At 37.4% G+C, this 23,160-nt stretch carries 22 protein-coding genes and 1 pseudogene; 5 read left to right on the forward strand and 18 right to left on the reverse strand.

The features are described 5' to 3' along the window. Positions 1-46 precede the first annotated feature (46 nt). Entirely contained in the window at positions 47-901 is an 855-nt protein-coding gene (gene eutC / locus KYJ26_RS00245) for an ethanolamine ammonia-lyase subunit EutC (RefSeq protein ID WP_219165384.1), read from the reverse strand. Positions 902-918: 17 nt separating this feature from the next. Then, the gene (locus KYJ26_RS00250) at positions 919-2,277 is read right to left on the reverse strand and encodes an ethanolamine ammonia-lyase subunit EutB (protein WP_219165385.1); all 1,359 of its coding nucleotides are present in this window, start codon (positions 2,275-2,277) and stop codon (positions 919-921) included. Between the two features lie 349 nt (positions 2,278-2,626). Here KYJ26_RS00250 and KYJ26_RS00255 point away from each other — a divergent pair, with 349 nt between their 5' ends. Together KYJ26_RS00255 and KYJ26_RS00260 are read left to right on the forward strand one after the other, a co-directional pair. Then, positions 2,627-3,520, forward strand: a complete 894-nt coding sequence (locus KYJ26_RS00255) for a helix-turn-helix domain-containing protein (protein WP_219165386.1) — start codon at positions 2,627-2,629, stop codon at positions 3,518-3,520. A gap of 362 nt (positions 3,521-3,882) precedes the next feature. Beyond that, complete coding sequence (locus tag KYJ26_RS00260) at positions 3,883-4,125, forward strand: DUF2157 domain-containing protein (protein ID WP_219165387.1); 243 nt, start codon at positions 3,883-3,885, stop codon at positions 4,123-4,125. 73 nt (positions 4,126-4,198) lie between these two features. Here the strand turns inward: KYJ26_RS00260 and KYJ26_RS00265 are convergent, their stop codons facing one another. Beyond that, positions 4,199-4,498, reverse strand: coding sequence for a DUF2442 domain-containing protein (locus KYJ26_RS00265; protein WP_219165388.1), 300 nt, complete (start codon positions 4,496-4,498; stop codon positions 4,199-4,201). Positions 4,499-4,579: 81 nt separating this feature from the next. On the opposite strand from KYJ26_RS00265, the gene KYJ26_RS24310 reads away from it, so the two are divergent. Next, a complete protein-coding gene (locus KYJ26_RS24310) occupies positions 4,580-4,804 on the forward strand; it encodes a DUF4160 domain-containing protein (RefSeq protein WP_219165389.1) in 225 nt (74 codons plus the stop codon). Here the strand turns inward: KYJ26_RS24310 and KYJ26_RS00275 are convergent. The 8 genes from KYJ26_RS00275 to KYJ26_RS00310 all read right to left on the reverse strand — a co-directional run bounded on the left by KYJ26_RS00275 (position 4,796) and on the right by KYJ26_RS00310 (position 11,165). Continuing rightward, entirely contained in the window at positions 4,796-5,509 is a 714-nt protein-coding gene (locus KYJ26_RS00275) for an ATP-binding protein (protein ID WP_308807533.1), read from the reverse strand. The two genes, KYJ26_RS24310 and KYJ26_RS00275, sit on opposite strands and share 9 nt — an antisense overlap. Positions 5,510-5,584: 75 nt before the next feature. Beyond that, complete coding sequence (locus KYJ26_RS00280) at positions 5,585-6,301, reverse strand: M48 family metalloprotease (protein ID WP_219165390.1); 717 nt, start codon at positions 6,299-6,301, stop codon at positions 5,585-5,587. 85 nt (positions 6,302-6,386) lie between these two features. After that, a complete protein-coding gene (locus KYJ26_RS00285) occupies positions 6,387-6,626 on the reverse strand; it encodes a hypothetical protein (protein ID WP_219165391.1) in 240 nt (79 codons plus the stop codon). A gap of 184 nt (positions 6,627-6,810) precedes the next feature. Then, positions 6,811-7,671 carry a DUF5677 domain-containing protein gene (locus KYJ26_RS00290; protein ID WP_219165392.1) on the reverse strand — a complete coding sequence of 287 codons (861 nt, stop codon included), beginning with the start codon at positions 7,669-7,671 and terminating at the stop codon, positions 6,811-6,813. A 17-nt stretch (positions 7,672-7,688) separates the two neighbouring features. Continuing rightward, entirely contained in the window at positions 7,689-7,943 is a 255-nt protein-coding gene (locus KYJ26_RS00295; RefSeq protein ID WP_219165393.1) for a hypothetical protein, read from the reverse strand. Then, positions 7,933-8,220 (reverse strand): hypothetical protein, encoded by a 288-nt coding sequence (locus KYJ26_RS00300; protein ID WP_219165394.1) that lies wholly within the window; start codon positions 8,218-8,220, stop codon positions 7,933-7,935. The genes KYJ26_RS00295 and KYJ26_RS00300 overlap by 11 nt, the downstream gene beginning before the upstream one ends. A gap of 179 nt (positions 8,221-8,399) precedes the next feature. Beyond that, entirely contained in the window at positions 8,400-8,720 is a 321-nt protein-coding gene (locus KYJ26_RS00305; RefSeq protein ID WP_219165395.1) for a hypothetical protein, read from the reverse strand. A gap of 12 nt (positions 8,721-8,732) precedes the next feature. Continuing rightward, positions 8,733-11,165: a hypothetical protein gene (locus KYJ26_RS00310; RefSeq protein WP_219165396.1), complete on the reverse strand. Its 2,433-nt coding sequence runs from the start codon at positions 11,163-11,165 to the stop codon at positions 8,733-8,735. A 943-nt stretch (positions 11,166-12,108) separates the two neighbouring features. On the opposite strand from KYJ26_RS00310, the gene KYJ26_RS00315 reads away from it, so the two are divergent. After that, the gene (locus tag KYJ26_RS00315; RefSeq protein ID WP_219165397.1) at positions 12,109-13,722 is read left to right on the forward strand and encodes a peptidoglycan DD-metalloendopeptidase family protein; all 1,614 of its coding nucleotides are present in this window, start codon (positions 12,109-12,111) and stop codon (positions 13,720-13,722) included. Positions 13,723-13,877: 155 nt separating this feature from the next. Here the strand turns inward: KYJ26_RS00315 and KYJ26_RS00320 are convergent, their stop codons facing one another. The 4 genes from KYJ26_RS00320 to KYJ26_RS00335 all read right to left on the reverse strand — a co-directional run bounded on the left by KYJ26_RS00320 (position 13,878) and on the right by KYJ26_RS00335 (position 18,462). Then, a complete protein-coding gene (locus KYJ26_RS00320; protein WP_219165398.1) occupies positions 13,878-14,642 on the reverse strand; it encodes a uracil-DNA glycosylase family protein in 765 nt (254 codons plus the stop codon). Between the two features lie 107 nt (positions 14,643-14,749). After that, positions 14,750-15,454 (reverse strand): hypothetical protein, encoded by a 705-nt coding sequence (locus tag KYJ26_RS00325; RefSeq protein WP_219165399.1) that lies wholly within the window; start codon positions 15,452-15,454, stop codon positions 14,750-14,752. 648 nt (positions 15,455-16,102) lie between these two features. Continuing rightward, the gene (locus tag KYJ26_RS00330; RefSeq protein ID WP_219165400.1) at positions 16,103-16,888 is read right to left on the reverse strand and encodes an REP-associated tyrosine transposase; all 786 of its coding nucleotides are present in this window, start codon (positions 16,886-16,888) and stop codon (positions 16,103-16,105) included. Between the two features lie 29 nt (positions 16,889-16,917). Continuing rightward, positions 16,918-18,462: a YifB family Mg chelatase-like AAA ATPase gene (locus tag KYJ26_RS00335; protein ID WP_219165401.1), complete on the reverse strand. Its 1,545-nt coding sequence runs from the start codon at positions 18,460-18,462 to the stop codon at positions 16,918-16,920. 620 nt (positions 18,463-19,082) lie between these two features. Between KYJ26_RS00335 and KYJ26_RS00340 the strand changes: the two genes are divergently transcribed. Beyond that, on the forward strand, positions 19,083-19,727 hold the full coding sequence (locus tag KYJ26_RS00340; RefSeq protein ID WP_219165402.1) for a hypothetical protein: 645 nt from the start codon (positions 19,083-19,085) through the stop codon (positions 19,725-19,727). A 718-nt stretch (positions 19,728-20,445) separates the two neighbouring features. On the opposite strand, the pseudogene KYJ26_RS23830 reads toward KYJ26_RS00340, so the two are convergent. The 3 genes and pseudogenes from KYJ26_RS23830 to KYJ26_RS00350 form a co-directional block, all read right to left on the reverse strand. Beyond that, a pseudogene (locus KYJ26_RS23830) lies at positions 20,446-20,565 on the reverse strand (UDP-glucose 4-epimerase GalE); the annotation flags it as partial. Continuing rightward, positions 20,562-21,554 (reverse strand): UDP-glucose 4-epimerase GalE, encoded by a 993-nt coding sequence (gene galE / locus KYJ26_RS00345; protein ID WP_219165403.1) that lies wholly within the window; start codon positions 21,552-21,554, stop codon positions 20,562-20,564. The pseudogene KYJ26_RS23830 and the gene galE, both read right to left, overlap by 4 nt. 67 nt (positions 21,555-21,621) lie before the next feature. Next, positions 21,622-23,160 (reverse strand): lipopolysaccharide biosynthesis protein, encoded by a 1,539-nt coding sequence (locus KYJ26_RS00350; protein WP_219165404.1) that lies wholly within the window; start codon positions 23,158-23,160, stop codon positions 21,622-21,624.

Raw genomic sequence — 23,160 nt, forward strand, 5'->3', positions numbered from 1 at the left:
AGGTTGTCAATGGTAATATCTATAAACCCTGCAAATAGGGAACAATCTATTTCAGCTTAGCATACTTCACTCCACTGGCTTTATTCTTCAGAACGTCCTCCAGTAAATCTGCGAGATATGCACCTGCTTCAACAGGAGGGATCCCCCCATCATGAATATTGGAAATGACGGTCCGATCCGCTTCAACCGTCTCCTTTCCAGGCTGATAAATCAAGTAGGCACTGATACTCTTTGAAGTAGCAAGCCCCGGCCTCTCTCCTATCAATGATATCACCACATCACACTTTGTGATCTCAGCGATTTCATCCTGTATCCATACACGGCTTCTTTTAATAAAGACCGTTTCTCCCAGAGATATTTTTTTCCCCTCCAAGCCCTGAATCAAAGCCGGAAGCAGATCAGAGATATTCTCTTCAACCCCCGTGGAGCTCAGTCCATCCGACACAATGATTTGGACCTGTTTGTTTTTTGAAAGATTGTCTTGCGCCCATTTTCTAGATTCTTCATTCAGTTTACGTCCGCTATCCAGATTCATTAAATATTCGTCCATTGATTCGGACTTTGACTGAAGGAAAGGGAGATTCATCTTTTCCAGGAATTCTTCTGAAACCCCTTTGAATACAGCATCCTGTGCAGCTGCATGGTCAATGCGAAAATCCAGGTATTCCTTGGTTTTCATCCTTGTTCCTGTTCGACCGATGCCGATTCTTGCCGGTGTGATGCTACGTGCTTTTTCAATGACTTCCCGGTCAACCGGTTGATCGACTCGCACAACCTTTTGCTTTTCGTAAGTGTAGTTGGTAATCCCTTGTTTTTCTTCAGATGGTTGAGTATCCGGACTCTTTGTTTCTCCTTTTTTCAACTCATCCAGTACCTGTTGAACGATTGTTTGAATATCCATTTCCGTTTCCTCCCTTCTTATTTAAATATGGAAAGATCTCCTGCCCTTTCTGTCAGTCGGCCATTTTCCATAATGCCCATTTTTTCAAGCCATCCTTCGAACTCCGCCAGTGGACGCAGCCCCAGCATCTCCCTTAAGCTGGCATCATCATGATAGCTTGTATCCTGGTAGCTTAGCATGACGTCATCCCCCCCTGGCACCCCCATATAGAAGTTGGCGCCTGCGAGAGCCGTTAACATCCCACCGATTTCCTGATCATTTTGATCCATTTGCATATGGTTCGTATACGTTGGAGCTATTCCCATCGGCAATCCATGAAGTTTTCCCATAAACAGATCCTCAAGATCGGCACGAATCACTTGTCGGCCATCATAGAGGGTCTCTGGACCGATGAATCCAGAAACATTGTTCACCATGAACGGCTTCCAGTGACGGGCATATCCATACGTTCGTGCCTCCAATGTCTGCATATCAACACCCATATGAGCATCAAGAGACACTTCTGACCCTTGTCCGGTTTCAAAATAAAGCTGATTCGGTCCGGTAGAAGAACCTAATGTCGCCATCATCTCAAAGGCCTCATCCAATAGTTCTTTCGAGACCCCGAAATCATCATTCGCTTCCTGGGTACCTGCTAAACTTTGAAACATCAATGCCAGGGGAGCTCCCCTTTCCAATGACTTCATTTGAGTCGTAATATGTGCCAGTACGCAGTTTTGAGTGGGAACCTCCCACTTTTGCATAAAGTCATGAGTCATGTGTAGAATTTTCGAGACTGACTCCACAGAATCGTTATTGGGGTTGACGCCGATCACGGCATCCCCGGATCCATAGGACAGCCCTTCCTTCATCGACGCAAGGATTCCCTCCAAGTTATCTGTTGGGTGGTTCGGCTGACAGCGGAAGGCCAGGCGTCCTGCTTCCCCAATCGTCGTATTGCAATGAGCCGTCGGCCTGATTTTCTGCGACGCCATCACCAGATCAATACTCGACATCAGCTTGGCGACACCTGAAATCATCTCACTCGTTAATCCTTTACTGATCCTGAATAAATCCGAGGTATTCGTTTGGTGAGATAACACATAATCCCGAAGATCCCCCACTGTCCAACCTGAAATTTCTTTATAAATAAATTGATTGATGTCATCATAAATGATTCTCGTAATCTCATCTTTTTCGTACGGGATGACCGGATTTTCAAAGATATCCTTCAAGCTCATCTCACTTAGCACAATCTTTGCGGCCATCCTCTCTAGATAAGATTCAGCCGCAACCTTCGCCATGATGTCACCAGACTTCTCTTCACTCGCCTTCGCCAGCACATCCCTCACGGAACGAAACTGAAACCTGACATTCTTCACTGTACATGTGTACATATGTTCCTCCCACCTTTCATTCTTAACCCTCTGATAAAACGCTTACAAAGAGGATGAAATCAAAAAGACGCCATAATAGATCAACCAAGAAATGGCTCATCTATTATGGCGTCTTCACCAACTATTTTCACTTGTATGTCCATTATAGCAAGTTGTTTTCTGAAAAAAAAGATATTTCGAGAAGAAAGGGGGACATGGGGACAGGTTCCTTGTCCCATTTTTTAAATAAAGACACGAAGACATTACCCCTCGTCAATTTAATATTTTGGGACAGAGTACCTGTCCCCATGTCCCCGACCCCTACCTATACATATCTGTTAAAATATAAAAATACCCAGGAGGTGACCCCATGGACTATTCAGTAATCGGAACTAAAATCAGAGAATTAAGGAAGGCTGTCGGAATCACGCAAGGAGACCTTGCAGAAGGAATCTGTACCCAGGCGCTGATCAGCCGAATAGAAAAGGGGGACATCTATCCAAGTGCCACCGCTTTATACCAGATCTCGGTCAAACTGGGAGTGGACGTCAACTATTTCTTTGAAATCGGGACCACGCCCCGTCTTGATTACATCATGGAAGTGGAGAAACAACTGAGGTATTTGAGAGTGTATCGAAAATATGAAGAGATGATGGATTTAGTCAGGATAGAAGAGAAGAACCCGCTCTTTTATAAAGACAATGACCATTTACAACTTCTTTATTGGCACAAAGGAATCTATCAGTTTGAGGTCAAGCGGGATGCCGAAGCCGCCTTTGCCCTCTTCGATCAGGCATACCGACTGACCGCCAATCAGAAAAAAGCCATGTCCGAAAGAGAAATGGAAATCCTTTCAAGCAATGGAGCTATTCTTTACAATATGCAACAATATGAAGAGGCCCTTCATTACTATAAAAAAGTCATACAAGCCATGAATACAACCGGCCAACTGCAGGATAAATCAATCAAAACCAAGATATTTTACAGTACAGCCAGAGTTCTGACACGTTTAGGAGAACTTGAAGAGTCAACAGACTACTGTCTCAAAGCCATTAAATGGTGCTTTGAAGAAGAACTTCTTTGGGGACTCGGTGAGCTTCATTATCAAATCGGCTACAACTTCGAGTTGAAAAAGGAATATGCCCAGGCCCTTCCTTACTTTCGACATGCCTTGCATATGTTTGAAATACGGAAAGATGAGCCTTATGTTTCCTTTCTCGTGCCAAAGATTGAGGAAATAGCCAGGCTAATAGACCCTGCCTGACCCCATAGCATTACCTATTCATCATCAACAAAAAAGCTGATGGTGAGGGCAGCCTGAGTGAAGAAACAGACCCCTAAAGCTATACCAGCTATAGCAGAATCTTCAAACAGAAAAAAAATGCCTACACATAAAAGGATGATTAAACTACACGTATATGTAAATATCTTTTTCATTACTTCCACTCTTTCAGGATAAATTTTAACTGGGTGGTCAGGCTGCTGAATGGGACACGGGGACAGGTACCCTGTCCCAGACAACCAAGAATGTGGGACAAGAGACCTGTCCCCGTGTCCCACCTCACATACCTATATCCCTCTCCACTCTCATATAATAAAATATAAACTAAAAAAGGGGTGAAATGTATGAAAAAGGTGATTTCACTGACGTATTTATTCGGGGTTGTGTTTCTGCTGGCAAGTGCACTTTATTTTTTTGCTTCTAACTGGCAGGTGTTTTCGCGGCTAGAGAAGGTAGCGTTGGCGGGATTGTTGATTGTGTTGTTTTATGGTGCCGCTTTTGTAGTGGACCGTGTGGTAAAGGGTGCTCATTTCATTTCGAACTGGCTGTTGGTCAGTGGGGTGATTTTAGGGAGGAGCAGTGAATAGGACACCCTGGTGAGGAAATTATTTTTAAAAATGAAAACAAAAAAAGCCAGGGTGCTCTACCCTCGCTTTGTCATCAAGCTCGTTCCAATAAATTTGTATTCTTCGCTACTTCAATAATTTTCTTAATTTCGTTTAGGTCGATCCCTTCTCTGTGTAACTGATCGGGATCCAAATCGAGCTCTCCTGGCCAAGTGATGGTTTTCAACTCATCATCCACATACACCTTACTGAAAAATTCAGGGTCTCTCAGTTTTTCAAGAATACCCTTCATATGAGGTTTGATGTCTACGAACCTTTTCGACCCATCTGTGAAATCAATCAGTAACCACCCGTCCATTTCAGGAATTGTAGATACGTTATCTATAAGAATCATTGAAACACCTCCTAATTTAGGGGTGGTATCCTGCAAGTTGCTTCATTACGCCTGCAGTCATTCCACGCCTTCATCATATGTTTGTATTACAACGATCATGATCCTCCTCACTTTCATGTAATTTATGCTGGATTTATGACAAGAATAGAAATAATGACAGGTGAATATGTAAGGGGAGACGACGCTTTACCCTCAAGCAAAGAGAAGATTGTTATGAAATGGCTTCAGCTTAATAAAGGTCCCCCCAAATTTGCTGATCATTGGCATACGATTGTTCCACCTTCTTTCTTTATGTCATTAAGTTAAAGATTCACCAATCACTCCCGCACCATGATGTTTCTCACTTTGCGGTCTCCTATGCAGCTTGACCGCTTCCCACATATGCTGTTCCGTTACCTTTACTGAAACATCCATATCAGCGATCGTTCTCGCAAGGCGCAAAACCTTCACCTGCATCCGGTTGCTCCAGTGCTGTTTGGATGACAGCTTATGTAGGAAAGGAAGGTGATCTTCAAGGTCCGGACTGCTCTTCAGTAACCTTTGATAATCCACTCTTCCATTACATACCTCTTCACTGTAACGGTCGTATTGCCTTTCTCTAGCCTCTTTCACGCGTCGTTGAACAGATAGAGAACCTTCTTTTTCATTTACACGATCTTTCAAATGGACGGGAGTAAGACTTAGAAAAATATCAAACCGGTCACGAATGGGCCCGGATAATCTATTTTGATAAGCGATGATTTGCTTAGTGGTACAGGTGCAATAATGAGTGAGGGAACCAAAGTATCCGCAGGGACAAGGGTTCATGGCCCCTATCAGGATGAAGGAGGCCGGGTAAGTAAGGGTAGAATGAGCTCTTGAGATGGTGATATCTCCTCTTTCGAGAGGTTGTCGCAACATATCCAGCGTCTTCTTTGTAAATTCGGCGATTTCATCTAAAAAGAGGACCCCTCGGTGCGCCAAAGACGCCGTGAGGCTGAATGGATAAAAATACGCGAAAATATATCCCACCTATAACAATAAAAAAATGCCCACCACGTATAGTGATGAGCAAGGTAAACGAGTTTCTTCTATATAATTACCTTTTTACTCTTTGCTTTTCTTTCCTTCATAGTGAGTTTTAAAATACTTTAAAACACGATTTTTAAACTCATCTTTTTCTACACTAATTTCAGATTTAAACAGCATATAAAATTTCTCTAATAATTCATCTTTTACCTTATCGCTAAAATCATTATATCTATAAGCAAAATCAGCAATCATCTTTCTAGGAGGATAACCCTTACTAAACTCAAATTTTATATTGTGGTCATTATACTCTTCATAAGCATACTCATAAGATCCAATAAACTTTAACTTTCTAGACAATTTAATTAACAGGTTATCCCTGTGTCTTTTTTCATTTTCGATATGTAGTTTTTTTTGGACTCTATTCATTTCTTCATCAGATAGGCCCAATACAGAAGCCCCTATCATATTTGCTCTCATTTCACTTAATAAAATGACAGCATTTTTCATTAGTTTAGATATTGACCTATCCTTAATAACGGCAATGTTATTATCTCCATATTTTGCGTGGACTAACTCATGTGCCAACATGAATTTTACAATGTTTTTGTCTTCATCCCACATTTTCAATAATACCTTACTAAGTCTGACACCTTTCCCATTAGCAAAAGCTGAACCGTTAAGTAAGTTTTCACCACTAGCTTTTAACTTGTAATCCTGTCCATTAACACCTAAATTTTTACAAATTTTATTTTTTTCTTCATTTACTTCATTTAATATTCTGTTGATCCCCACAACAAATCACCTCATAAAAAATATCACTCTATTATATACATGCAAATAAAGGAGTGCCTATAGACACCCCTTTTTTAGTTTTATTTTATTCTATGAAATTGTTAATAGCTACATTTACTTTTGTACGAATCAGACTTATGCAGCTTGCTGATACTGGTTTTTTTCTAGGATTAAGACAATCTCCTCTTAAAAACCCCTCACTGTCTCTCTTAATCACTTCATAGAAATCCCTTTGTTGCTCTGCATCATAGCCTTCAATAGTAATGAAGTATCCATTCTCACCATCTGGTGAAATTTCCTTTATTGATATAAGATGTCTTGACATAAACAACTTCCTTTCTAGTATGTTAATTTCATCTAAACCTTTTGATTTTACATTTGTCAACAAAAAATTTAAACTTATAAATTTTCTTACAACCGCCATGTATTACCAGGGCAAATATTGCTAGATATAGTATTCATTACACTTCACGTACACATTAAGCGGGATATACTTATAGAACAAACATCTATTGTTTTTTTAGAAAGTCTTTATTTACACTTCCTAACTCTTCCTTCAGGGATTTCCTCATAGCCTTTAGCATTTCTCTCATTCTTTTGTTGTAGTGTTTAAATTGAGTATCTTCTGATTTTGATTGAAAGGAAGAAATTAAAACAGGGATTAACCCATCTTGAAACTTGATAGATTCTTCAACCAACTTATAACATTCTTTTTCTGTTCTCTTGTTGAGAAAGTCCTCCCCTTCAACGGTTACAATATGTTCGAAAATCTTAGTGAATACAAAAAGTGTAAAGAAGCGAACAAGTATCGGATAATTTACCTTCTCAACTGTAAAACGAAAATGTTCGTCTAAATAATAATTTACCACTCCAAAGTTGCTATGAGCGAAAGGAGATAGGAATCCATAAAACGTGTAATAATACTGTTTGTCTTTCCCCGTTTTAAATCCACTTGGATTTATTAGCTCTCCAACTTTTTCACCTTCCCGATTATATATTTCTCCATCTTCTCGGATATTGTAATTGGCAAAGAACAAATTTAAAGGAAAGGTTATCAACTGGTCTATGAATTCTTCATTTTCGTTAAGGTACCTGCTGCTCAGATAACTTTCAAACATAGTTCTTATTAATATTAGTCCATCTTCATTATGTCCCATTTTCAATAACTCTTTAATACTAATTAAGGTTTTAGTGCTCTTTGTAAAATTAAAGTACTCATGATCATATGTAAACTTTGAGTTTGTTTCTCCTGTCATCAACATCTCATTGTATCCGTAAAGGTGTGCTGCATAATCCACGAAATCACGTGATCTAAAAATAAATTTGTTTATTAACTTATCAAGCTTTTTCTTATATAAGTCCTTACTCATCAAAGCTCACCCCTTAGCTACTGCCGGATGATTTTAACACCTAACTTTTTACGATCCCGGCATTGTTTCTTAAATTCTTTAGTCGCTTCTTTATTCCCCATAATAGTTAGAGTCGTAGCAAACTCATCTTTATTGATAGAACGATATAAAGCATTGATCTTTCGCTTAATATAATTTGCAAAGTAAAAGGTAAGAATGGCTCTATCACACTCAAATTCTTTATTCTTTATAAACCAGTCAACTAGCCTATCAACGTGAATTTCATCCGGCAAGAAACGCATCATCTAAATATTGAGCTGAACCAATGACTGTATCGACTGTGAGCGGGGGTCTGACCCCAATATCAAGAATTAAATTTACATGGTCTTGAATTAATTTTGAATAACCTTCCATTTTAGATACTTCGGGGATTTCTTTATTTTTTGCCCCTATTATTTTTATTAGCTGTTCTAAGGATATAAATACATCTCTTCCAGCTCCATGAACTCTTAACGTTCTTCTTAGTTCATTGTAAACTTTTCTGTTTATTCTATATGTATATTGAGTCATATTTTATTACTCTCCTCCATCTCAGTGGTCTAGTTGATTCGCCTTAAATTTTTTAAACCAAAATAAAAATGCCCATCAAGCTTAAATGATGGGCTGTAAAAACAAACCAAATTTTTCATTATAATAAATAATAAATTTTAAATTACTATTTTCATGTACCCTTCTCAATTACGAACCTACTAGAATACCCCACCATCGCCAATTCCATTATGATCTAAATCTACAAGTTGATCATGCTGATCTGGTATTTGATCATGATCCATGTCAAAGAAAGAATCTTGTGCATCTGGTATATGATTGTGGTCCATATCCAAGAAAGGGTCCTGAGCATCAGGGATTCGATTATGGTCATAATCAGCAAACGAATCCATATGATCAGGGATATTGTTTTTATCGTAATCAAAGAAATGGTCCTGGTTATCTGGGATCTGATTATGATCTAAGTCTAGAAACGGATCTGTCTGTTGAAATCCATTTGGTCTAAGTGGATCTTTAAACATTTACATCTTCCTTTACTTTGAATTTTCAAGTGTAGGGAGTTCATTTGATATTTTTAAAATTTGTTCAAAAGCATTGATGGAAAGTTGAGATTCCTCTATCGTTGTAAAAAGACCATTAAGTATCTCTTGCTTTGCTACTTCAGTTGTTGAATCAACCGGCAATTTTTTATAAGTGAAGATCTCAGCAATACGTTGAAGTAGCTTCTCTTTCAACAGCGGTTCTTCAAGTATTGGCTCGTATGCAAAAGCAAGTTTTTTATAGCAATCAACAATGGCATCGTTCACCTTAGAAACGTAATAAGGCATCATAGTTTGAATATAGTGATCAAATAAGTCTAAAGCCTTTCTAAAGTAAAAATCTGTCCTGTTTTGTTCATTTTCTTCTTTTATCTCTTCTTGAAGCTTCATCATATTAGCAGAATTATTAGTGTTCAGTGCCATAAAGGTTGGTGCCAAAAGTAGGGGTGCCGCAGCTCCTCCCGTTAAAACTGTGATACCAACACCCATCAAAGCTTGCAAACCAGCTGATTTATACCCACTCTTTCTTCTTTCATTTACCATCTCTTTTGTAGACCTCTTTGAAATTAACACTCCACATTGCATAAGATTATTTTCAATTTCTAAGAGAGATCCTTTCATCTGGTTGGTTATTCCGATTAAGTGCTTTTGAAGATCTTTAAAATATTTTTCTCCTAGATGCTTACCGTATGCCATGAACAACTCCTGTTCAACTTTATTCAGCACACCTGGCATATATACGGATATAGAATCCATCCGCTTTCTCTGAGCCTGGATGCCATAATATAAATAGCTGACTAAACGAGACGTTCGGTCCTTCTCGCTCATATTCACCTCATAAAATTCTTCAATCCCGTCGTCCAGTACCATTAGCTGACCAAAGTACTCATATAATAATAAGTCACTTACTTCGCGAACCATTGTTCCGTAAAGAGACTTAGGATTCGTATCTACTAATACAGGAACTTTGATAAAAGTAAACGCCTTATAAACAATCTCTTTAAATGAATTAACCGGAAGATACAGTCCCCATGAGTTCTCCACTTCATTAGAAGATAATAGACCAAAAGAGTTGCCTATCCTTTCAAGTTTCAGCTTAAGATTCATCATGTCCCTATTTCTTAAAGTATGGATAGGTTCCTCCCTATTATCTCTGTATAAAACTAAACCCTCATCATTTTGCTCATAGTAAAAAGGTTCCTTAAAGATATCAAAAAGAATTTTCTCATTCTCAAATTCTTTAACATTTATAAAGGAAATGACATGTAGTTTTGATGAATCCAATTCCAAACAGGCAAGGTTTTCATGATTCGTGACCAATAATAGATTACCGTCATTTATGAACGTAACGGTATCGACCATAATTGTTGTAATGGATAATTTTGTGATGTGATTGATAAGATGAATGGAATTTTCTGAAATAGCCGTATCCACTTGTTCTTTCATTTCAATCCCTTCCAACAATCCCTTTATGTACCCAGTATTTTCAAAGTAATAAAATTCATTATCTTCGTGTACCTTTAGCGTAAACTGCTCCTTTACATTCTGCTTGGGCTGAATATAAAAATAATTTTCTCCTATTTTCAAAACAGTTTCCTTAGAGTCCTTATTAAAGTATTCTTCAACATCCTTTTTTTCTTTTGTTAAAAGGACCTTCAAATGATTGCGAAGGACAATCCTGAATGAGGTATCGTCATCTAAAATATATACATCATAAGCAATATTTCTTGAGTCATTCAATTGACATTTTATAAAAGCTGCTGTGATACGTTCCTCATCATAAGCAATATTATAAATAGTCTCTCGATCGTTCATAATCGACAAGAATTCGAGCCTTTGCCGTTCATCCGGGACAAATAAATAGATACTATCTTGATAAACACCCATAAATTCAAGGTTGATATTAACCCGAATAATATGATTCTCTTCTTCAGAAATGTGCGCGATCTCCGCAATATCCAAAGTCATAAACTCCAAAGGCCTGTCGCTATTAATAATTTTAAAACATATTTCATGGTCCTTTATAAGAAACTCGGCAGAATATATGTTGCTTTCGTTTAAATCAGCAAAAAGAAAACAATGCTGATTTTGATTGGGATCTAATTCAAAATGACTTGTACCAAATTGTTCAACTACTTCAAAATAGGTTTGTAAGTCCAAAGAAAAATCAAATTTGAAGTTCATTGTTTTCCCAACTAGATGTACCTTCTCATCTTCCAATTTCACACATATTTTTTTTGTTCTAGGAAAATAGTAAACTTTTTCCTCACTAAAGAATCCACCTGTGTCATGCGCAATAATTCTACCCTGATTGGTCATGACAAGCGAATATACCCCAAAAGAAGATCCATTTTCAATCATAACCTCTGGAGCTTTCCCTTCAAATATCACGTATTCTCCATAATACAAATATTCTTCTATTCCCATCTGGCTATCACCCTTATGTGAAATTATTCATCGACAATATAATACCATATTATTCCACACTACGGTTCTTTTGATGTAGAAAAAATTCAATGTATACCAGGGATATTTTCAACCAAATCCCTTAATCTCATTTTATAAGTACATGGATAGAATAATTTTGATCAACGAGAACTGCGTAGCAAGCTATGTTATCAATCAGTTGCCGGTAACACATTTTTCCATCAATAATCTAAATTCTATTGTTCCAATCAATATAAGACAACTATCTCATGTTACACATTAAGTAACTCTATTTCTCTCAATTACCGTCTCAACTGTCCACAACAAATGGCTCTTAAGAGAGGTACTACTCATGCGGACTTTTCTTTGGTGTAGGTTGGCCATTTTAAATATTTAAGTTTGCCGAAATCATTTTTCTCTAGTTAGAGAGTACATTGAAAAAAGATAAATGCAAACCTTCCCTCGATTAACTAATTGAGATAGGTCAATCACCATTCTTTAATTAGAATTAAGCCATTTAATTATCGGCCCTGCAACCACCACGTAAATAAAACTTGGGCACGAAACGAATACGAAAATGCTCCAACTTATATCCAGATCAGGAATAAAACAAACGATTGACATACTATAGAAAAAAACTAAGATTATTAACTTACTGGCTGGGCTTCAGATAGCGGAATAGATCCGTCTCTATACTTGAACTTTTAAACATCATTTTTCTTTGAGTTTCCCAACTCTTCGAACCCTTGGCAAATCGTCTATATTAAACTTGGATTTGATTACACATGCTGGGAGATATCTAAGATTTATCTGTACGGCAAATTAGACACGACACCATTTAACGATTGAAACAGATATAATAATATTAAATTCCCAAATATGGTTGAATTGTAAAATTATTACTAGTAAAATGGTAAACTGGTACAATATTAGGAGGGGAATTATGAAAAAAAATATTTTTATTGTCACTTTTTTGTGTTTAGTGTTCTTTGTCATCAGTCCGACCATTAGTTTTGCAGCATCTGAATCTTCAGTAAAGATTAATTATAGTTTTAATACTTTTGATGAACCTAGTTTTAACTCTACAAAACTAAATAGTTACAACGCTACAACCGTAAATGTCTTAGAAAAACAGGGTGACTGGCTATTAATTGAGACCATAAACGGGAACGAATGGTTCTATAACGGGACTCTTTCCATAGATCACAATTTTGTTACATATGAACAACCAGAATTTACTTCTACCGAGGTGAATACCTTTTCGGGTGGGAAAACAGTTAATATCGTGAATAAAAATGGACCGAATTGGTATCAAATTTATACAAGTGACGGTAATAAGTGGGTGTACTATGATTCAAGCTTAGGAGATATCCAAATAGATCATTCATTTTATATATTTGATAGACCAACCTTTTCTTCATCAAAAGTAAGTGATAGTTCTGGGAAAATTGCCTATTACGGCGCAACCTCAGCTAAAGCTGTAGCTAAAAGTGGAGATTGGTATCAAATCATTACAGATAAAGGAAATAAGTGGGTGTACACAGGAGAACTTAATATTGATCATAGTTTCACTATTTATGAGAATGCATCATTTAGCTCACCGGAAATCGCCTCTTACACAAAGGCAAACGTGCATATAGTTGATAAAAAAGAGGATTACTGGTATTTAATACACACAGACAAAGGTAATAAATGGGTGTACCATGATCCAACACTTGGATCTATAACGATACCCCATGATTTTTATATTTTTAATAGCCCCTCATTCACTTCTGGTAAAGTGACGGATGCCGGTGGGAAAATTGCTTATTACGGTAAAGGTACTGGCGTTCGAGTTGTAGCAAAATACAGCAATTGGTATCAAATTCATACCGACAAGGGGAACAAATGGTATTATAACGGGACAATCAATATAGATCATAATTTCACCACCTATGAAGCAGCATCTTTTTCATCAAATTCAATCTCAACCTATTCTCCTACAAACAATGTTAAAGTTGTTGACATAAAAGGCGACTGGTATCAAATTTATACCAATAGCACCATAAATAACGGAAATAACTGGGTTTATTTAGGGTCTGAAGGTTTCTCACTCATATGGCCACTACAATACCCTAGAGTATCGTATGACTTTATGGATCCAAGCTATCCTGATCATAAGGGTGTAGATATGGTTGAAGAATATGGAAGTAACGTTTATGCAGCAGAATCCGGAACTGTTATTAAAGTATATAATTCATGCCCTAATTATAGAGTAGAAAAATGTGGAGGTGGGTTTGGAAATCATATTATCATTGATCATGGCAACAACCTTTATACAATTTATGCCCACTTAGATTCCAACACAAAAGGACTATATGGGATGAGTGTTCAAAAGGGACAAGTAATTGGTTATCAAGGAAACAGTGGGGATACAACTGCAACTCACCTACACTTTCAAGTGAAACAAGGGGAAAGTTATAGCACAGCCATTACAGTTGATCCTGATCTTTACCTTCCTGGTCAAAATATTTATAGAGGCTATATGCCAATAACAAGTAATTGGTGGAATTATTAATCTATCTTTAGAACAAAGGCAACCAGAATAGGTTGCCTTTGTTCTAAAAAAATATACGGAATTCATTTATACGCCGATTCTTTCACTAATAACCCACAAATTATCCGTCTAGAATCCTATACAGAAATTCGTTGGGTTATTTTAACAATATTTGCTTATATCGTAACAACTTTAGAGAAATATTCCATACCTTCTTCTAAGTAGTCGAAGTAGGAATCTCTTAAAGTATTATTTCTGCTAACTTGACTCATATGAACAAGAGGTATTACATGTACTTTTCTGTTTTCATTTTTTTCTTCTACTCCTATTTCTGTTCTGAATACATAACCATGAACTTGAGCTACCTTCTTACTCTCAACTTTAGACACTTGGATTTGTTTTAGATCGTACACAGAATTAAAGGCTTCCCAACTTCTAGTACTAAAAACAAAAAGAAGCTTTAAATTTTCCAGAGCAAGAATCTCCCTTTTCAAATATTTCCCCATACAATATTTAAAGTGTTTATGAGAAAAGTCTTTAGTTTCTCCTCGGCATTTTAATCCATCAGTGAAATACACATCTTTGAAAACTTGACCAGAATCAACATACATCTTTAAATCTTGAACATTTTGAATTTGACTACGTATAAGGTTATTTTTATATAAAAGGGAAAAGAATCTTAAGAAAAACTGTTGGTTACCATTACTCGTACTAACTATCCACTTTTTTAATTCGCCTGAGTGGTAAGCTGCTTTTTCAGCATTATTCATACCTCTTAAAGATTTATTTTCTGCCTCTTTAATATCCTCAGGTGGTGTCCCTGGATTTTGCAATACTACTGCTATCTGAGGAATTTGCTGTTGTTCATATATAATTCGATCACAACTTTTTTTATGATTACAATCCGTACAATCATAAACATCTTCTATTATTTCCCTCATAATTTCTCCTCTCCATTAAACTTATAACTCATCCATTCAAAGTATATTATTCAAGGAAAGCTCTCCATAACAAATGGGCCTGATTAAAAAGGAAGTTACTACTTAATCTAAAGAACATCATCAATAGGTTTATTACCTAAAACATGATCTAAAGCTGCAAGTTGAAACCGATATCTACCAAGATGATGATGACCATCATACCTCATATCTTCAGTTATCAATATATTTTTAATTAGTGCAAAGAAAGCCGCTACCGGAAGTTTATGATCCTCAAATCTACCTCTTACCATTCCAGCATATGCTTTTACATTTGGACCATATGACATATCGGTAAAATGACTATTTAGTAGTTCCTGTACACTAAAGTCAGTTCTTGTACTTAACATATTATTTATCTCTTTAAAAATAGTCATGTATTCTTTCCCTGCATGACTGCAAAGATATTTTAAATCCTGAATTATTTCTTTATTCGTAGGGGTCCAAACTCTCATATCATTATTCTCAACATAAATTAATGAAACTCTTGTCTGGGGTCTATCTTTAGGTTTAGTCGAGCTTGGATTATCCGTCCCAATTTGGCGAGTGACTAAAAAGCTAGGGTAGCTTTGATTTTCGATAACATTTTTAGATACAACTACCTCTTCAATAATTTCATGTAAATTATTATGAGTGAATTCCCTATTGCTATCTACTTCCTTTATGTATTGTCCTTGATAGTTTAAGCAAGGCACAACCTTACCATTATAAAAACCGGTTTGGATATTATCCGTAATTTTCCTATCTAACTTTATCGAATCTCCTATCAATATCATACAGATCACTCCTTTTTACCTCTAATCTACTTTTCATACTATGAATACTGATGCAAAAGTAGAACTAAAATCTATCAACAAAAAAATCATAAACCCAATAGGCAGCAAAAAATCCCCTCCTTATAGAAAATTTCACCATTACTTTCATGTGAATTTATTAAATTTATAAAAAATATATTCATATATGGGGGAAACTGTTAATCAAACCCAAATGCCCACACTTCCATGGAAAAAAATATTCCTCCAAAACTTTAACGCACTGACGCTGCACACTATAGATGGGTGGAGATCTCATTCCAGTGGTCAATTTATAGATGAAAATTTTATATGTTTGAATAAGTGTGGAATTAGCAATTCCGCTATATGGTATATTATTACATATAAGTATGTTGTTTTATTGGGAGGGATACAAATAAAAAAAATAATATCATTATCTGCATTATGCTGAAACGTGCTGAAACGGGGACGGTTCCCACTCTACTTTTTCATGCTCTAGAGTAGGGTGGGAACCGTCCCTGATTAACCTGAAATGACAAAAAAGGAAGCATGAGAACCGTCCCCTTGCTTCCCCTACCAGCAATCAAAACCCTCTTCTATTTGCAGTGAAAGGGGAACGGACAGCGTACCCAGTTTAATCCCGCCCCCTCTCTACCCCTTCACCCTATACAAAAAATAAACCGCCACTCCCAAAATCCTCGCAGCCTGCAACTGAGACACCCCTTCAATTTTCTTTACCTTCCTCAACACCCCATCCCTCTCCTTCTTCGGCAAACTTTTCAATTGAGGAATTTCCAATGAGCCAAGGCACTTCCTAATTTCCTCGCGAGCTTCGTCATCCGATAGCCTCCTACTCGAATCACCATAGTCCTCCAGGCAATCGTCTTGATTAGTCCGCTCATTAAATTCTTTAAACCTCTGTATGGCAAGTGATCGACCGGAAGAGAACATAGTTAAAATGAAAAGGGAATCAAGAAGAGATGAGGGATAAACAGGTTCATCGTAATACCCACGGCAGCTGCTCCACTGCCAGTGGTGGGGTTTAGACACAATGCCTGCTTTAATGGGGTTCTGGTGGATGTATCTGGTCACGGTGAGGAGGTAGTTCACGTTTTCAACATTCTCGCTTTTGAACCGGTCTTGGAATAGATGGCCGTTGGTCTTGTACTTCCAGTTATAATAATTCGCATATGTCACGCCGATCCTTTTCATGGCGACAGATATGCTTTCATGAGCTTCTTTAAGCAGAAGGTGGACATGATTCCCCATCAGGCACCAGGCATAAACCGTCAGCCCAGATTTTTGTTTCACCTTCTGCAGAGTTTCAAGAAATGTAAGGCGGTCGTCGTCATCGTGGAAGATTTCCTGCCGGTTCGCGCCTCTGACAATGACGTGATATACTCCGCTCTTGCTCTTTTCTCTGGCTTTCCGAGCCACTTTCTCCACCTCCATTTCTTTTCATAGGATTAGTCATACACCGCCCCTTGCTTCTCTCCTGTCATCAAAGCGGTGGAAAATGAAGGAAGCCTACGCAACAACAGAGCTTCGTTAATCGAAGCATCGGTAATGGACTCCTCTCCCTGTAAGTCAGAAATCGTCCTTGCCAGCCGGATGATCTTGATCTGCACCCGGTTGCTGAGGCCTTGGGTGATCGATAACTGCTGTAGTTCACTCTGTTGGCCGGGAGTTAGCGAACTATTCCTGATCAACTCTTCGAACGGAACACTTCCGTTGCAAATCTCCCTTCCGTAACGAACATATTGCCTTTCCCTGGCCGAGCTTACCCGCTTCATTATGTCTTCAGATGATTCGATCTTGGTGAAATCATGATCTTTCATATTCACTGCCTCCAGGGAAAGCAACAGATCCATCCGGTCCAGAATAGGGCCGGACACCCTTCCTTTATAGGCTTTTATCTGTTTATCCGAACAGGTACAGTATTGATTCTTGGAACCGTAATAGCCGCATGGACAAGGGTTCATGGCTGCAATGAAGATGAATTTGGCCGGGTAAGTCACGGTGGAGTGGGCCCTAGAGATGGTGACCGTTTCATTCTCGAGGGGCTGTCGTAACATATCGAGGGTTTTCTTTGAGAATTCTCCGAGTTCATCCAGAAACAGCACCCCTCGGTGAGCAAGGGACACTTCGCCTGGCTTGGGGTTTGACCCGCCTCCGATGATGGATACGGCTGATGCGGAATGATGAGGGTGACGGTAAGGGGGAAGGGTGATGGAGCTATAAGGGGCACCGGCTAATTGGTACAGGCTGATCTTCTCGAGCTGGGCTTCTTTCGACAACAGCGGCAGAATCGAAGGAAACGTTTCCGCCAACAGGCTCTTCCCACATCCCGGAGGACCATCCATTAACACGAAATGCTCCCCGCTAGCGGCAATCTCGAGTGCCCGCTTCGCAAATTCATGTCCGATGATCTGGTCAAAATTTCTTCCGATCACAGGTTGTTCTTCTGTATTCTCAGTGTGCTGCGTAAATGGAAGCAGCAGCTGCCCCGACAGGACATCCATTACATCACGGATCGTCTCGATGTAGACCAATTCCAAGCCGGGGATCTCGATGGACGGTATGGACGGATCAAACGGAAGATAAAGCGTCCGGAGATTCAGCTTCTTAGCCGCAAGAATCGCCGCAATCATCCCCTCCACGGGAAGCACCGTCCCATCCAGCGAAAGCGCCCCGATAAACCCTGCATCACCCGGTATCTCCTCCTTCAGGAACCCCCCGCTCTTTAATACACCGATTGCAATCGCCAAGTCAAACAACGGTCCGTTCTTCTTCTGCTCCGCAGGTGATAGATTGATGACCACTTTCATATCCACCAATGGAAATCCCAAACTCCGCAAAGCTGCCGATACCCGCTCCCTCGACTCCTTCACCGAAGCATCCGGAAGCCCTACCACCACAATCGACTCCATCCCCTCCATCACTTGGACCTGTACCTGCACACGGTAACCTTCCAAGCCTTTTAATCCAATGCTTGTTACACTGCAAGACATATAGACAGTCCTCCGTTTCAATATGTATTTATTTATAGGGATGCTCATGAGAAAGAAAACATTGGATGAAGAAAAGAAATCCGTACGTTGTTACAGGGGAAAGTATGGCTGTTCGTTTAGTATAAAGGTGGGTATTGTCAGGAGTTGAGTGCCGTACAGTTTAGAACATGGAAAGAAAATGAATAAGAACGGAGTAATTGAAAGAACAACAAAGGAGATGGTAGAACGAAAAGTAGTGGACACAGCTTAATTTACCATATAATTTTAAATATTACAATTATTTACTCACACCTACTCATAGACAGTTGATCCGCCTTTCACCCACAATAGGCGGATCAACTGTACGTAACCCTTTACTACTAAGAGATGCAATACTCAAGTGAAAAAAGGTCAATTTGGAATCGTCTCTTTTGACTCCTTTTGGCCTGGTGCCTGCCCCACCCCTCCTTTATAACAATTAATAGACATAAAAGAAAGAAGTTTTTGGTAATATGTAGTATATTAGAACAGTATAAATAAAGGTATGTTCCATGATTATATTGCATACCATTTCTGGGCGTTTTCTATTAGGCTTAAAAGTTTTTGAGAATTGTTTATCTTATAATTTGTGAGGTTAAGATATGAAAGAGAATCAGTCTATCATCTTTACTTTGTGGGAACGTATTTTCCACTATTTGAGGTATATTTCTTTGTTTGAGTGGTTGAGGTTAGCAGCAGGGAAATGGTCCTTTTTAAGCTTTGTTAAAACGTATACGTTTGTTGATCTTTGGGTATTGTTCCACTTCCTCTTTTCTTTTTCTGCCATTTTGATCTTTAAATACACTAGTTATCCCCCGCTTCATGTTGGGTTAGTGGTGTATGGGAGTCTGAGGATCCTAGAAATATTCGTCTATCAGATGAACGTTTTATTATTCGATGAATACCGTACAGAGGTTAAAGGCAGAACATATTTATTAAAGAGCGTCAGGAGAATGATTCTCTTATTACTTCATAATTTCATTGAAATCATTTTCTGGTTTGGGAGCACTTATATTTTCTTCACCCATAATTTTAGTGTGGATCTAAGGGAAGTCAGTACGATGGAAATCATTTATTTAAGCTTCATCCGTATGACCAATTTTGGATCAAGCAGTCTGAACTATACATCTGGGTTCGGCCTTCAACTAATGTGGTTTCAATCAATAATTGGTCTGTTTATGACGCTGATTGTGTTGGCTAGATTTCTCGGTACCCTGCCTAGCCCCAGGACTAAAGAGGAAAAATGATAATTATAGAAACAACAAGCTGGCTACAATGCAGAAACAGTAGTCACACTCCGCACTTGGTGGCTTTCCTGTCCGCATTATGTGGCTCAAAAGTATGCACTAATAGCTCATTCTGTCTGCAATAATCAAAAGTCAAATTGGAACCGTCCCCATTTGACCCCATTTGACACTCTTTAACACGCTAACGCTGTGCACTTTAGCTGAGCGGGGGTCTGACCCCAGAATTCTCTGAAAGTACATTTAAGTGGAGTGTGGAAAATACTGAAGAGAGATTTCGATTTCCCGATATGATACTTAACATTGACCACGAAGGGTACAATAGGTGGTATTTAGATTTCAAACCCAGTATCCCAGACCGTCGCCCTCCTGGTATTTACATATATCATCTTTACGGTCGAATTGCGATGTTTGATTTACTTGAAACAGATAAATTTACTATTGTAGTTAATGATGAGAAGGAATTCGATATGTTAATGAAAAGAGTACCTTTATCACTAAGAGCAAATTTGTATGTAATGCTAATAGATCTGGAATGGGGAAAAATTCTAAAGGAAGAGATTCTATGTAGATACAGGAAGGATTAATCAAGAGGATTATGCCAGTAATGCAGAGTCCTTTTTGTGTTTATGTTATTTTACCAAGTTAACGCACTAAAGCATAAAGTCGAAAAAACATACCCGCCGAGCTGCCAAATAAGACAGCCCAGCGGGTAAATTTCCTATTCCTTATAATTTTTCTCAAAGCGCCATGCATCTCGACACATGGCAATAATATCACGTTTCGCTGTCCAGCCTAGTTCCCGCTTTGCTTTTGAAGCATCGGCATAGCATGATGTTATTGTTTGTCTGAATAACCTTCTGGATTATTCTTATGCCAACTCCATGCATCAGTAATGATTTTCTCTAATGAATCAAACTGTGGTCTCCAACCTAGGACACGTTTTGCTTTCTCAGATGAAGCAATTAAGATTGCCGGATCTCCCGCTCTTCTCTCTTTTACTTCTGCTGGAATTGGGTGATTCGTCACTTTTCTTGCTACATCAATTACTTCTTTGACTGAGTAACCATTTCCGTTACCTAAATTGAAAATTTCACTTGGATTGCCTTTTCTTAAGTATTCTAATGATTGATAATGAGCAGAAGCCAAGTCCATTACATGAACATAATCCCTTATACATGTACCATCTTCTGTAGGATAATCATCACCGAACATATAAATCCTATCTCTCTGACCAAGTGGCACTTGTAAAATCAAAGGAATAAGATGTGTTTCAGGATCATGATCTTCCCCAATATTTCCACCTTCATGTGCTCCTGCAGCGTTAAAATATCTTAAAGATACGTATTTAATGCCATAAGCTTGATCAAACCATTTCATCATTTTTTCCATGGCTAGCTTTGTCTCGCCATAGGTATTGGTAGGAGTGGTTTCATTATCTTCAACAATAGGGATATTCTTAGGTTCTCCATAAGTTGCTGCCGTTGATGAAAATACAATCTTGCCTACATTATTTTCTTTCATAACATCTAAAAGACACATCATACCATACACATTGTTATGGTAATATTCATATGGCTTTTCCATACTTTCGCCGACTAAAGAGTTAGCCGCAAAGTGAATCACCGCTTCAATAATATGATTCTTAAAGACTCTATCTAAAGCATCTTTATCTCGAAGATCGATTTGATAGAAATGTTCTACATCAACTGATTTTCTATGACCACTCTGTAAATTATCGACAACAATTACATCTTCATTATTCTCCAAAAAATACTTAGTAGCATTAGAACCTATATATCCGGCTCCACCAGTAATTAATATTGACATTTTTGCCTCCTATGATTTATCCCATCTTAACTTTCATTTTAAGACGCATAATTAAAGCATAATCTATTTATCTTCTAATAAATTGCTTGACATATCCGTTTAATTCCTTAAGCTCTTTATTTCTTAGATTCATCACCAGAAACATGCTACTTACAACAAAAAAGCATAATATAATCTTTAATAAAATAAAACCTAACGAAATAGGCAGATCCTTAGTGATTAAAAGTACAATTCCAACTGCCAAAACAGAAGTTAAAATGTGCTTCGATTGCATTTTCCAGTAGTTCGTGATGGGTTTATTAAATTTAACTTTATATAATAGCTTGGGTTCATACCAAACTGTCGTAAATATTCTTGCTAATGCTGTTGAGATTATAATACCTTCGATTCCCCATCTCATGCCTAAAAAAACTGACAGTAATAAGTTTATAAGTGATGCATATAACATAAGGTATTTTATCTCATTAAATAAACCCATCGTCTCTCTATAAATCCAAACTGGATTTATAATGTTTTGTATATAAAAATTAAATGTTATTGCAAAAACTATAGTAAAACCTAACAAATATTCGTTACCAATCCATATAGTTATGAAGTCATTAAATACTAATAGAAAACAAGCCGAAATAAAAGCGCTTAACCAATGGAAAAATAATACTAAAACATTGAAAAAATGATAAGAATTTAACGTATTACTCGAAGCATTCAAATTACCAATACTTGAATAAATAGCTTGAATAAAAATAGTTATAAAAGTTGTAATGGCAGATATAATTAATCCATAATTTGAATAATAACCAACGAAAATAGTTCCTACTATTATTGAAATTAATATATTATCTGTATTGTTCATAATAACAACACCGATTTTATATAAAAAGGTTGATTTTATTTTTTCCTTTATTTCTATTTTTAATTTGCTTATCTCTTCATTTTTATCATTAGTTACAAATTTAAATTTATTGATAAATGGGTAATGTTTATCAGCAATTTTGCTTAAAATAATATTGTTTAAAATAGTACTAATTACAAGTAAGATTAAAAAAATATAATAACTTTTAATTGTAATTAATATTATTATTTGAGCAATGTCCCTAATCAAAAAAGTAAGTGTTTTAACAGATGTAATTATATAATTTTTTTGATCTGCATTTATTAATGCTATTTTGTATGCAAAAAGATAAGATACTACAGAGTTTAGTAAAAAAAGTAAATAATATATTACCAACTCTCTGTATAGAAAAAGTTCACTGTTTATTATTAAATTTAGGAAAGGAACAATCCCTAAACCAATAATGAGAATTGCAAAAGATATCTTTATATACAAACCTCTATAAAATTTTAATAAAGCCGAAATGGTGACTTCGTCATTTTTTGCAACTGGTTTATATAAACTAAAAATCATTACATTTGCAACGCCAAGTTCTGCTAGAGAAAGCACTAATATTATACTATTATATAATCCGTTAACTCCTAAATATTCAGCACCTAGAATAGCTATAAAAACTGTTCTACTTATAAAAGTAGAAAGTAGAATTAATATTTGGCTTCCCAGGCCTAAAATTACATTTCTTAGCGAGTTAGCAGTTCTTGATTGTTTATTCAT

Source organism: Rossellomorea orangium (genome assembly GCF_019334305.1).
Taxonomy (GTDB): Bacteria; Bacillota; Bacilli; order Bacillales; family Bacillaceae_B; genus Rossellomorea.